At 71.8% G+C, this 12,072-nt stretch carries 9 protein-coding genes and 1 pseudogene; 2 read left to right on the forward strand and 8 right to left on the reverse strand.

Features of this window, described 5'->3' with window-relative positions; genetic code table 11:
• Positions 1–42: 42 nt before the first annotated feature.
• Together ACWEGE_RS46570 and hisN are read right to left on the reverse strand one after the other, a co-directional pair.
• Positions 43–3,312, reverse strand: coding sequence for a GH92 family glycosyl hydrolase (locus tag ACWEGE_RS46570; protein ID WP_449666943.1), 3,270 nt, complete (start codon positions 3,310–3,312; stop codon positions 43–45).
• 134 nt (positions 3,313–3,446) lie between these two features.
• The gene (hisN, locus tag ACWEGE_RS46575; protein WP_449666944.1) at positions 3,447–4,232 is read right to left on the reverse strand and encodes a histidinol-phosphatase; all 786 of its coding nucleotides are present in this window, start codon (positions 4,230–4,232) and stop codon (positions 3,447–3,449) included.
• A 42-nt stretch (positions 4,233–4,274) separates the two neighbouring features.
• Between hisN and ACWEGE_RS46580 the strand changes: the two genes are divergently transcribed.
• Together ACWEGE_RS46580 and ACWEGE_RS46585 are read left to right on the forward strand one after the other, a co-directional pair.
• Positions 4,275–4,970: a response regulator transcription factor gene (locus ACWEGE_RS46580; RefSeq protein WP_013222890.1), complete on the forward strand. Its 696-nt coding sequence runs from the start codon at positions 4,275–4,277 to the stop codon at positions 4,968–4,970.
• Positions 4,971–4,973: 3 nt separating this feature from the next.
• Entirely contained in the window at positions 4,974–6,257 is a 1,284-nt protein-coding gene (locus tag ACWEGE_RS46585; protein ID WP_449666945.1) for an ATP-binding protein, read from the forward strand.
• Here ACWEGE_RS46585 and ACWEGE_RS46590 read toward each other — a convergent pair.
• The 6 genes and pseudogenes from ACWEGE_RS46590 to ACWEGE_RS46615 form a co-directional block, all read right to left on the reverse strand.
• The gene (locus tag ACWEGE_RS46590; protein ID WP_449666946.1) at positions 6,254–6,877 is read right to left on the reverse strand and encodes a response regulator transcription factor; all 624 of its coding nucleotides are present in this window, start codon (positions 6,875–6,877) and stop codon (positions 6,254–6,256) included. The genes ACWEGE_RS46585 and ACWEGE_RS46590 overlap by 4 nt on opposite strands.
• Before the next feature lie 100 nt (positions 6,878–6,977).
• Complete coding sequence (locus ACWEGE_RS46595; protein WP_449666947.1) at positions 6,978–7,685, reverse strand: response regulator; 708 nt, start codon at positions 7,683–7,685, stop codon at positions 6,978–6,980.
• 19 nt (positions 7,686–7,704) lie between these two features.
• Entirely contained in the window at positions 7,705–8,553 is an 849-nt protein-coding gene (locus ACWEGE_RS46600) for an NAD(P)H-binding protein (RefSeq protein ID WP_449666948.1), read from the reverse strand.
• Between the two features lie 12 nt (positions 8,554–8,565).
• Positions 8,566–9,855, reverse strand: coding sequence for an MFS transporter (locus ACWEGE_RS46605; protein ID WP_449666949.1), 1,290 nt, complete (start codon positions 9,853–9,855; stop codon positions 8,566–8,568).
• 230 nt (positions 9,856–10,085) lie between these two features.
• On the reverse strand, positions 10,086–10,613 hold the full coding sequence (locus tag ACWEGE_RS46610) for a GtrA family protein (protein WP_449666950.1): 528 nt from the start codon (positions 10,611–10,613) through the stop codon (positions 10,086–10,088).
• 83 nt (positions 10,614–10,696) lie between these two features.
• Positions 10,697–12,072: pseudogene (locus tag ACWEGE_RS46615) on the reverse strand (sigma-70 family RNA polymerase sigma factor); the annotation flags it as partial.

Genomic DNA, 12,072 nt, shown 5'->3' on the forward strand with positions numbered 1-12,072 from the left:
TTGGTGAGGCGGGTTCCAACCCGCCTCACCACTCACGACAACTCAGCTCACCGCGTAGGTGAAGATGTGCGCCTGGCCGGCGCCGGTCGACGCCGGGAGGGTGATCGACTTGACCTGCTTGGCCGGGTCGAGGGCGATCGGGGCCGTCGCGAACAGGTACGACGTGTAGGGCCGCTGGAGCCGGAACATGTACCGCGGGAACGCCGAGTTCACGTACGGCACCTTCGCGACCACGGTGTTCCCGAACTGCGGCGTCTCGTCACCGCCCTTGAGCAGCCACTCCGACAACCCGAGTTGACCCTGCTGGGTCGAGCCGTCGGTGTAGGTGACCGTCACCGTCCCCTGCGCGTCCGCGCCGGTGGCCGCGCCGAGGAACGACAGCTTCGTCGCACCTGGCGGCGGGGCGTTCACCGCCAGCGTCTGCCCCGCGGCGATGACGTTGTCCGGTGACCCCGTCGGGCTCGACGGCCAGCGGAACTGCTGCCCGTCGACGGTCACCGTCCCGCCCGGCGTGATGCCGTTCGCGGCGAACCCCTGCGCCGAGTACGAGAACGCGAAGCCGCCCGGGTAGAGATCGGTCTCGCCGAAGTCGCCGTATTGGACCAGCTTGTCGTCGGTGACGCCGACGTTGGTGTTCGCCGCGTGCAGTGTCCCGGGCTGCCCGATCGTCACCGGCAGGTACGCGGGCACCGGCTGGCCGCTGAACGTCACCGGCACGCTCAGGTACGCGTCCGCCGACCGGGTCGCGGTCACCGTCACCTGCTGCGTGGTGGTCCCGTGCGCGCCGACGGTGAGCGTGCCGCTCGACGGCGTCACGGTGACCCCGAGCGGCGGCTTCGCCTCCCACGAGACCGTACCGGCGCCGGTGATGCCTTCGGCGGTCACCGTGGCAGTGGTCTCCCCGCCGGGCGCGACGACCACGCGCCCCGGGCCGACGCGGCCGCGCACCGGGACCTCACCGTCGCGGAAGGACGGCGGCGCGTCGGCCCGGCCCGAACCCCACGAAGTCGGCGACGTCCCGAGCGTGAAGTCCAGCCGCCCGCCGTCCACCGCGAAGGACTCCGGGAGCCACGGCTTCGTGCTCGGCCGGCCGTTCACCCGGAGGCTGTTCACGTACTTCACCGAGCTGGACGCGCCGGGCGCGGTGATGGTGATCCGCTGCCCGGTCGCCCGCGTCAGCGTGATCTTCGGGAACAACGGGCTGGCCAGCACGAGTTCCGCGCGTCCCGGTGCTTCCGGGTACATGCCGAGCGCGGCGAAGACGTACCAGGCGGACGTCGCGCCGAGGTCGTCGTTGCCGGGCAGGCCGTCTTCGGACGGCTTGAACAGCAGCTCCGCCGAGCGGCGCACGATGTCCTGCGTCTTCGACGGCGCTCCCGCGTAGGCGTACTCCCACGGCACCTCGAACGACGGTTCGTTCGCCATGAACGCGTACGGCGAGTTGGCGTCGCTGTTCAGCTTCGTGAAGAAGAAGTCGAGCCGCTTCTTCACGGCGTCGTCGCCGCCCATCGCGTCGAAGAGCCCGCGGACGTTGTACGGCACCATCCACGTGTACTGCGCCGCGTTCCCTTCCTGGTAGCGCATTTCCTGGTACTGCGCGGGATCGAACGGCGAGAGGAACTGGCCGTCGCGCATCCGGGTCTGCAGGTAGCCGGTCGCCGGGTTGTACACGTTCTCCCAGTACTGCGCGCGGCTCATGAACCGGTGGTAGGTCCCGGCGTCGCCGAGCCGCTGGGCCAGCTGCGCGATCCCGAAGTCGGCGGTCGTCTCCTCGAGCATGTCGGAGACGTTGTTCGGGTGGTAGCCCAAGGTCAGGTAGTCCGAGAGGCCGGGACGTTCGAGTGCGCGTTCCCCGGCCTGCTGGACCCGGGTGGCGCCGTTGACCATGGAAGCCAGCGCGTGGGACGCGTCGAAGTCCGTGGCGCCGAAGGCGTACGTGCTGGCGATGATCGAGTGGTACGGGTCGCCGCCCATCACGCCCATGAAGTCGTTGTTCTGTGACCAGCGGTCCCAGATCCCGCCGGCCTGGTCGGCCTGGTTGAGCATCGACTGCGCCATGTCGGCGGCTTCGTGCGGAGCGAGCAGCGACAGCAGCTGGACCTCGTCGCGGTAGGTGTCCCAGCCGGAGAAGTTCGCGTACTGCGCGTGGCCCGGCTTCGCGCGGTGGATCGCCTTGTCGAAGCCCGCGTAGCGACCGTCCACATCGGAGAACACGTTCGGCTGCATGAGGGTGTGGTACAGCGCGGTGTAGAACGTCCTCGTGGCCGCGTCCGTGCCGCCCTCGACGGTGATCTGCCGCAGCCGGTCGTTCCAGGCCCGGCGCGCCTCGGCCTTGACGGCGTCGAAGGACGCGCCGCGCTGTTCGGCGGCCAGGTTCAGCCGCGCGCCCGCCGCGTCCACATAGGACAATCCGACGCGCACCTGGACCGGGTTCGCCGGGTCGAAGGTCAGGTAGGCGCCGGAGCCGCCGTCGGCGGTGACGACCTGCTTGTCCCACGTCGTCTTGCTCAGGTTGCCGCCGCGCGCGGTGGTGCCGCCGGGCGTCACGATCGCGTCCTGCCAGGTCCCGGACGTCCGGAACGGCTGGTCGAAGGTCGCGGTGAAGTACACCTTGTACGTGTTCGGGCCGCGGCAGAAGTGCCCGCTGGAGACCCAGCCTTCGACGGTCCGCCGCGCCGGGTCGACGGTGACCGAGGCGTCATCGCTGCCCATCGCGGACTGCGCGACGTCGATCAGCAGCGTGGCGGGGGTGTCCTTCGGAAAGGTGAAGCGGCCCAGGCCGGAGCGTGGGGTCGCGGTCAGCTCGGTGGTGATGCCCGAGTCCGTCTTCACCCGGTAGTACCCGGGGGACGCCGACTCGTTCGCGTGGCCGAAGGTGGGGAAGTACTTCGTCGCGTCGACGGCCGGGGACGTCGAGATGGCTCCGGCGAAGGGCAGGAACGGCACGTCGCCGGCCGCGCCACCGCAGCCGGCGCCGTTGAAGTGGGTGAGGCTGAAGCCGCGGAGGCGGTTCTCTTCCCAGGCGTAGCCGCCGTCGCGGTCGCGGGCGTAGTAGCGGCCCTGGCCGGCGGGCGGCTTCGGCTGCAGGGGCGTGTCCGGGCTCCACTGCACCATGCCGAACGGGACGTCGGCGCCGGGGAACGTGTCGCCGGCGTAGGTGTTGGTCTCGGGAGTGTCGCCGGCCTTGGCGCCGACGAACGGGTTGACGTAGGCGGCGAGGTCTCGGTGCTGGGGGTCCGCGGCCGCGGGCACGACCGCGGTGACCGCTGTGACGAGGGGGACGATCAAAGCCGCGGTGACGACTCTGCGCATGCTCTTCCTCCCGGGGTGAGCGGGTGACCCGGGTTGACAACGTTGTCAACGGACCGGGTGACCCGGCGAGCACTGGGAGTGAACCACCGGTGGTCCGGACCGGTCAAGAAGTTCCCGCCGAGCGGCCCATCCGGTTACCGCTTGAGGATCGCCAGCGCCTCGTCGTGGAGACGGCCGTTCGTCGAGAGCGCGCTTCCGTTGTCGTAGCGCCCGGCGCCGTCCAGGTCGCTGAACCGGCCGCCGGCTTCGGTGACGATCACCTGCGCGGCCGCGACGTCCCACGGGTTGACGATGCACTCCGCCGCGACGTCGATCGCGCCCTCGGCCACGAGCACGTGGTGCCAGAAGTCGCCGAACGCGCGGGTCTCCCAGCAGGTGTCCACCAGATCGAGGTACTTCTCGCGGGAGTGGTACTCCGTCCACGAGTTCAGGTCCGTTGTGGACAGATAAGCGTCCGAAAGGGACGAAACCTTCGAAACCGACAGTCGCCGGGTTCCGGCCGTGTCACTCGAAAAAGCGCCGGATCCGGTTGCCGCCCACCAGCGGCGGCCCAGCAACGGTGCGCTGATCAGCCCGACGACCGGGTCGCCGTCCGCCACCAGGGCGATGAGGGTCGCCCAAACGGGTACTCCGCGAAGGAAGTTCTTGGTCCCGTCGATCGGGTCGAGCACCCAGGCGCGGCCCGTCGACGCCGAGCCGCCGCGCTCTTCGCCGAGCACCGCGTCATCGGGGCGTTCCGAGGCCAGCAACGACCGGATGGCGTCCTCGACCGCGGTGTCGGCGTCGGTCACCGGGGTGCGGTCGGGCTTGCGCTCCACCGCCAGGTCCAGGGCGCGGAACCGCGCCGTCGTGATCGCGTCGGCGGCGTCGGCCAGCCGGACGGCGAGGGCCAGATCATCTTCGTAGCCAGGCACGGTCACGATGTTTTCACGCCCGCGAGCCGTAGAGTTGGCCAGGTGAGCATGGTCCTACTTGCCGAAGACGATCCGGCCATCGCCGAACCGCTCTCCCGCGCCCTCGAACGCGAGGGATACGAGATCCACGTCGTCACCGACGGTCCCTCGGTGCTCGACGCCACCGCCGCCCAGCGCGTCGACCTGCTCGTGCTGGACCTCGGTCTGCCCGGGATGGACGGTCTGGAGGTCTGCCGGCGGCTGCGCGCGGCCGGCACCGAGCTGCCCGTCCTGATGCTCACCGCCCGCACCGACGAGGTCGACTTCGTCGTCGGCCTGGACGCGGGCGCCGACGACTACGTCGCCAAGCCCTTCCGGCTCGCCGAGCTGCTCGCCCGGATCCGCGCACTGCTGCGCCGCCGGGTGCCCGAGGTGCTGGAGGCCGGCGGGGTGCGGATGGACCTCGGCGCCCGGCTGGTCACCGTGGACAACCACGAGGTCCAGCTGGCGAACAAGGAGTTCGAGCTGCTGCGCGTGCTGATGAGTCGAGCCGGGCAGGTCGTCAGCCGCGACGAGATCCTCGCCGAGGTCTGGAACGACCTGGAGTCGAAGACGTCCAAGACCCTCGACATGCACATGTCGTGGCTGCGGCGGAAGCTCGCCATCGCCGCCGACGAGGCCGCCGGGCGCACCAGCAAGACCCACGACGGCGAGCGGCGGATCGCGACCGTCCGCGGCGTCGGTTTCCGCTTCAACGCCGAGTGACCCGTGCGCCGCCGCATCCTGCTGGCCATCCTGCTGGCCGTCGCCGTCAGCGCGGTGGTGCTGGGCATCCCGCTGGGCATCGTGGCGAGCTGGCAGATCGAGTCGAGCTACCGCGAGACGCTCGCCGAGAACGCCCGCGCGGCGGCGGCGATCCTGGACACCGAAATCGCCAACGGCCAGGAGATCGACCTCGACCAGGTGCGCGCGGCCGTCCCGGCGAACGGGCTGCTGACCGTCCGCGCCAGCGGCCAGACCGAGAAGCGCTACGGCAGCAGTCCCGGTCCCGACACCGTCACCGAAACCGCCGACCTGGCCCGCGACGGCAAGGTCGAGATCGCCGTCCCGGCCGGCCCGATGCACGAGCGGCAGACGACCGTGACGCTGGTCGTCGTGCTGCTGGTGCTGTTGTCGGTGGGCACCGGCGCGGTGGTCGCGATCGCCACGGCCAGACGGCTCGCGAAGCCGCTGCGGCACGTGGCCGAGCGCGCGGCCCGCCTCGGCGGCGGCGACTTCCGGCCGGACCCGAGCCGCTACGGCGTCGGCGAGCTCGACATGGTCGCCGAAGCGCTGGACGCCTCCGGCACCGCGCTGGCCCAGCTCGTGCAGCGGGAGCGCCAGCTCGTCGGCGACGTCTCGCACCAGCTGCGCAGCAGGCTGACCGCGTTGCAGCTGCGGCTGGAACCGCTCACCGTGCACCCCGACGAGGAGGTGGCGGACGAGTCGAAGGCGGCCCAGGAACAGGCGGACCGGCTCGCGGAGGCCCTGGACGAGCTGCTGGCGGCGGCCCGCGCGGCCCGCGAGGTCGGCGCGGAACCGGTGGACCTGCCGACGCAGCTGCCGGAAATGGCGCAGGAGTGGCGCGAGCTGCTCCGCTCGGAGGGTCGCAACCTGCGGACGCGGGTGGCCGACGGCCTGATGGCCCGGGCCACCCCGGGCCGGCTGCGCGAAGTCATCGGCGTGCTGCTGGACAACGCGTTGCGCCACGGCTCGGGCACGGTCACGCTCATCGCCCGCCGCGGCGACGCCGAGGGCACGGTGGTGATCGAGGTGAGCGACACCGGCCCCGGCGTCCCGGACGAGCTGGCGCCGCACATCTTCGAACGCGGCTTCTCGGGCGGCGGCTCGACGGGCGTCGGCCTGGCACTGGCGCGGGCACTGGTCGAGGCGGACGGCGGCCGCCTCGAGCTGTCGAACCGCCGTCCGGCGGTGTTCAGCCTGTTCCTCAAGGTGCCGCGGCCGAGCGACGTCCCCGAGGTGCGCTGGCCCGCCGAGCGCGTCCCGCGTTAGATCAGCCCCTCCCGCAACGCATACGCCACCGCGTGCGAGCGGTTCCGCAGCTGGAACCGGTTGGTGACGTCGTGGAGGATGCTCTTCACCGTGCGCTGCGAGTAGCACAGCTCGTCGGCGATCTCCTGCGTCGAGTACCCCGCCGCGACGAGCCGCAGGACCTCCGTCTCCCGGTCGCTCATCCCGCCCAGCCGCAGGCCGCGTGGCTCGAGCACCTGGCGCTGCAGACGCGAAACCCGGTTCAGCAACCGGCCGAGCAGGTCCGGCGGCAACGCGCCCTCCCCGGCCGCCGCGGTCTTGATCAGGCGGACGAGGACGTCCGGTCCCGCGTCGGCGCGGCGGGCGACCGCGCAGACGCCGTGCTCGACCGCGTTCAGGATCTCGTTGTCGTCGACTTCGCCCGCGACCAGCACGATCCGGGTGAAGCCCTGGTGGTGCAGCGCGGACAGCAGCTGGGTCATCTTCTCGTCGATCCGGTCGGCGACCAGCAGGGCGACCAGGGCCGTGCCGTCGTCGACCACCCGGACGTCGTCGCGCGAACGCAGCGCCATGCAGACGCCGTTGTGCAGGATCGGATCGGTGGCGCGGACCACCACCGGGGTCCGGTCGGTTTCGAACATCGTTCCCCATTCCCCTCGAACGGTGCAGGCTGCCCAGCCTGCCCGCAGGGGTGTCCCGGGCGCATGGGACCGGGGTCCCGATGTTGCCCGGGCGGGAGGGTCAGGACTTCGGTTTGGGGGTCCGGGTGACGGAACCCCCGGCCCGGGGCGAAGCCCCGCTTGGCACAGACCGGCCGAGCCCGGCGTCCCTGGCCCGCACGATCGCCTCGGCCCGGTCGGCCACGTGCAGCTTGGCGAAGACGTTCGAGATGTGGTTGCGCACGGTTTTCGGGCTCAGGCACAGCGTGCTGGCGATGAGGCTGTTGCTGTGCCCGGCCGCGATCAGCGCGAGCACCTCGCGTTCGCGCCCGGTCAGCTCTGGGAACACCGGCTCGCTGGCTGGCGGCTGGTTGAAGAAGGCGAGCACGCGGTTCGCGACGTCCGGGCCGAAGATCGCCTCCCGGCGGGCGACCGCCTGGACGGCACGGACGATCTCGTCGGGCTCGGCGTCCTTGAGCAGGTAGCCGCGGGCACCGGCGCGCATCGCCGCGAAGACCGACTCGCTTTCGTCGGCCATCGTCAGCATCAGCACGCCGGTGCCCGGGTTCGCCGCCACGATGTGCCGGGTCGCCTGGATCCCGGACAGGTCGGGCAGGTGCAGGTCCATCACCACGACGTCGGGCCGCAGGGCGGCGGCGGAGGTGACCGCGTCGGCTCCGCTGGCGGCCTCACCGACGACCTCGATCCCGGGTTCGGCGGCGAGCAGCGTGCTCACGCCGATCCGGAACAAGGGATGGTCGTCCACGACGAGGACGCGCAGGTCAGCCATCCGCCTCACCTCCCCCTGGTCACTCCTGGTGATGGTACGCGGACGCGTTCTCCCACGCCCAGACCGCGAAGGTCAGCGGTGGCCTGCCGAGCAGCCGCTCGACGGTGTCGAAGACGACGTGCTCGTGAGGCGAGGACTCGCGCTTCAAGGCGAAGAGCCCGTCGACGGCCTTCGCGGGCCAGCCGTAGGTCCGGATCAGACGGTCCTTCGCGGCGCTTTCGGTTTCTTCGACGTACTTCAGCGGACGGCCGATCGCCTCGGAAAGGATGGCGACCTGCCGCTCGGCCGTGAGGGCTTCGCCGCCGGTCAGCTCGTAGGTCGCGCCTTCGTGCCCGGACGTCGTCAGCGCGAGCGTCGCGACCTCGGCGATGTCCCGGACGTGGACCAGCGCGGACGGCGGATCGGTGTCGGGCACGTACACGGCGTTTTCTTCGCGGATCGAGCCGATCCAGGCGAACCGGTTGTCCATGAAGGCGCCGGGCCGCAGGATCGTCCACGCCGGCCCGGCTTCGCGGACCGCCTGCTCGGCTTCGGCGTGGGCGCGGCTGATCGCGTCCTTCTGTCCGAAGTGGACGCCAGTGGTGGACAGCTTGACGAGGTGGCTGGCCCCGGCCTGGGCGGCGGCCCGCGCGACCGCCGCCTCCCGGTCGGCGTTGTGCCCCTGGGTCAGCACGAACACGCGGTCCGCGCCGGCCAGCAGGGCGGGCAGGTCCGAGGTGCCGAGGTCACCGCGGACCACTTCGGCGCGCGGGTCGATCCGGGCCTTCGCCGGGTCGCGGGTCAGCGCGCGGACTTTCGCGCCCGCGTCGAGCAGGGTGGGAACGAGGTGGCGGCCGACCTTGCCGGTGGCGCCGAGTACCAAGATCATCTTGGGGTTCTCCTAGCGGGAAAGCGGGATGTGGGGTAGCGCGAACGCCGTGACGAGGGCGAGCGCGAGGACCGGCAGCAGCGCGAGGAACACGCCGTGGGTGCCGGCTTGGTAGGCGAAGCCGAGCGCGACCGGGCCGAGGGCCGAGCCGAGCGCGCGGGCGAGGTTGACGCCGGCGGCGACCGCACCGCGGTCCGCGGCGGGTGCGGTGTTCTGCGTGGCCATGGCGAGCACCTGCAGGTTGAGCCCGGCCGCGAAGCCGAAGACGACCAGGCAGGCGAGGACCTGCGACAGGCCGTTGAGGGTGAGCAGGCCGAGCACCGAGAGCAGGCCGAGTGCCGTGCTCGAGCGCGGCGCCCAGCGGTAGGCGCCGGTGCGGGCGATGACCTTGCTCGCGACGACGGAGGCGAGCGACACGGCGAGCGTCATCGGCAGCAGCCGCAGCCCGCCTTCCGCCGGGCCGGCGTCGGCCTGCAGGAAGACCGCGATGTAGTTGACCGAGCCGAGGAACGCGAACCCGGCGAGCACGCTGAGCAGCACGGACACGGTGAACGTCCGGTCGCGGAACAGCCGCAGCGGCAGGACGGGCGCCGCGGCCCGCCGTTCGACGACCACGAACACCACGGCCGCGACCGCGCCGATGGCGACCGACCACGGCGTGAGCAGGGTGAACCCGGTGATCGCGGTGCCGAGCAGCAGCACGCCGGCGAAGTCGAACGGCGCTTCCCGGCGCCGGGTCGAGAGGTCGAGCGTGGTGAGGCAGGCCAGGGCGAGGAGCCCGAGCGGCAGGTTGACCAGGAAGATCGACCGCCACCCGGCGAGCCCGGTGAGCAGGCCGCCGACCACCGGCCCGGCGAGCGAAGCGACGGCGAAGCAGATCGAGAACCAGCCGAAGTACTTCGCGCCTTCGCGAGGCGAGAACATCTCGCCGAGCGAAGCGCCGACGGAGACGAAGAGGCCGCCGGAACCGGCGCCCTGCAGCACGCGCCCGGCGATCAGGAACGCCGCCGACGGCGCCAGGCCGCAGGCGAGCGAGCCGAGCAGGAACAGGGCGAGTGCGCCCAGGAGCACACGTTTGCGGCCGAAGACGTCACCGAGCTTGCCGTACAGCGGCGCGGTGGCGCTCCCGGCGAGCAGGTAGGCGGTGGTGACCCAGGCGTAGGCGCCGGTCCCGCCGAATTCGGCGGCGATCCGGGGCAGTGCGGTGGCGACGACCTGGGCGTCGAGCATCGCGAGGAAAACGGACAGGAACAGGCCCGTGAGGGCACGGTTGAGGGCGCGCGGAGGCGCGATCGTGCGCAAAAGAAATCCTTGGTTCGGCAGAAGGGACGAGAGATGCGGACGCGGAAAACCCGCGTCCCGTCGAGTCGGGAAAAGGCTCCATCGTCATCCGCGAGCGGATGCGACCTCTTCGCGCTCGGAAACCACCTCGAATCGTCCCGCTCGCCCGGCCGAACCCGGACGGCGTCCTCACGAAGGAACACTGACGAAGATGACTTTAGACAACTACATGTCAGGAGACAAGTAGTTTCTCAGGGGAGGCGGCCCACCTGGTCGTTGTCCCGGCGCCGCTCGCCCAGCTCGTCCGGGAACACCCACTTCTTGAAGCCCCAGAAGCGGAAGAACATGGCCAGCAGCATGCCGATGATCGAGCCGCTCGCGAAGTCCGCGACCTCCTGGACCAGGAACGTCACGTGCGGGACCTCGAGGTCGAGCACGTACCGCGAGATGATCAGGGGGACCAGGTTGACGCCCACCGCGATGCCGCTGATGACGAAGAACAGCGCGGCTTCGTGGTGGCGTTCGCGGCCGCCGCGGGTCCGGAAGGACCACTCGCGGTTGAGGATGTAGGACACGATGGTCGCGACGATGATCGCGATCGCCTTCGCCGTCGTCGGTTTCGGCTCCAGCACCGTCAGCTTCAGCGCGTACCAGACCCCGTTGTCGACCACGAACGTCGTGCCGCCCACGATTGCGAACTTCAGCAGCTCCCGGTGCTTGATCAGCACCGAACGCAGTGGTTCCGGCGTGCGCTTGAGCACGGTTTCCACAACGGTCACACCACGCAGTCTAGGGACACACGGCGTTGACCTGTGGTTCAGGCGGTGTTGCTGTCGTGAATGTCCGGATATCCAGGGCTTCCTCAGCCGGTCAGCCAGCCGAACGCCTTTTCGGGGCTGACCGTCGGCGGCTTCGCCCCCGGATTCCCGCCGGACCGCGGCGGCGCGCTCGTCGTGGTCGAGGAAACCGGCGGCTCGCTCGCCGACTCCTCCGTCGTCGTCACCGGAGGCTTCGGCGTCGGCTTGGCCGGGGTCGGCTTCGAGGGCTTCGTCGGCGTGGGGATCGACGGCGGTGTGGGCGTCGGCACCGGGTCCTTGCCGCACCAGTGGCGCCAGCAGCCGAAGTCCACGGTCACCGGCGGTGCCGTCGCCCGGCCGAGCTGCGCGGTGATCGTCACCCGGCCCTCGTCGGGACGGTCCTTCAGCCGCACCCACAGGTTGACGTGCTGGCCCGGCGCCACCGCGCTCTTCGTGGTGCAGGTCGCGCCGTCATCGGTCGTCGTGCAGGGGAAGCCGCGCAGGCTCCACCACTGCTTGAGCGGGTGGTCGAAGGTGACCGTGACCGGCTTGGTCGTCTCGCCGGTGTTGCGGACCCGCACGTAGACCAGCGGGTGGTGGTTCCAGGGGAACGCCGAGAGCCCGTCGCCCTGGGCTTCCAGGACCACGGCGTCCGGCGGGACCTTCACGGTGACCTTGACGCTCACCTCGACGGAGACCTGCACGCCGGCCGTGACCGACGCCTTCACCGTGCCGCCCTCGGCGTCTTCGTCGGCCTGCAGGCGGAAGTTCAGCGTCGCGCTCTGGCCGGGCTGCAGGCCGGCGCCGGTCCGGCAGACGACCGTGCCCTCGCCGCCGGGGCAGTTCACCGAGACCGGGGCGGGGCCCTCCGCACGGGCCGCCGGCGCGCCGCCACCGCCGGTGTCGACCGCGCGCACCCCGCGCGGCAGGTCCAGCGCGACCGCCACCGGCTCGGACGGGCTGCCGCCGTCGTTGCGCACGGTGATCGGCAGGTTCTTCGCGGCGCCCGGGCTCAGCTCGAGGCCGTCCGGCGGGGTCGTCGCGGACATCGACGGCGGGGCCGGTGCCGGTGGTGCGGGCGCGGGCGGCGGGACCGGGGCGGGCGGGGCCACCGGCGGCGGGGCGGGCTCGACCGGCGGCGCGGGCGGGGCCGGGGGCTGCGGGGCCGGGGGCTGGGGTACCGGGGGCTGCTCCGGCGCGGGCGGGGCCGGCGGCTGGGGCTTCGGGGCCGGCGGTTCGACCTGCTGGGCCGGTGGTGGCACCGCGGCGGCGACCGGGACCTCCTGCGTTCCGCCGCCCGCGGTGAGCGCGATGACGACGGCCGCGATGATCGCCGTGCCCGAGGCGGCGACCCCGGCGAACTGGCGGGGCCCCGCGGCGGCCGCGGCCGCGCCGGCCTTGCCGCCGGTCGCCGCGGCACCGGCGGCGGCCGCCCGAGCGG

This window comes from Amycolatopsis sp. NPDC004747 (assembly GCF_053601335.1).

What these genes read in the sequence shown, in the direction of transcription:
- ACWEGE_RS46580 (WP_013222890.1), top strand. Translation starts at nt 4,275, where the DNA reads ATGGTCCTACTTGCCGAAGACGATCCGGCCATCGCCGAACCGCTCTCC.
- ACWEGE_RS46570 (WP_449666943.1), bottom strand. Translation starts at nt 3,312, where the DNA reads ATGCGCAGAGTCGTCACCGCGGCTTTGATCGTCCCCCTCGTCACAGCG.
- ACWEGE_RS46590 (WP_449666946.1), bottom strand. Translation starts at nt 6,877, where the DNA reads ATGTTCGAAACCGACCGGACCCCGGTGGTGGTCCGCGCCACCGATCCG.
- ACWEGE_RS46595 (WP_449666947.1), bottom strand. Translation starts at nt 7,685, where the DNA reads ATGGCTGACCTGCGCGTCCTCGTCGTGGACGACCATCCCTTGTTCCGG.
- ACWEGE_RS46600 (WP_449666948.1), bottom strand. Translation starts at nt 8,553, where the DNA reads ATGATCTTGGTACTCGGCGCCACCGGCAAGGTCGGCCGCCACCTCGTT.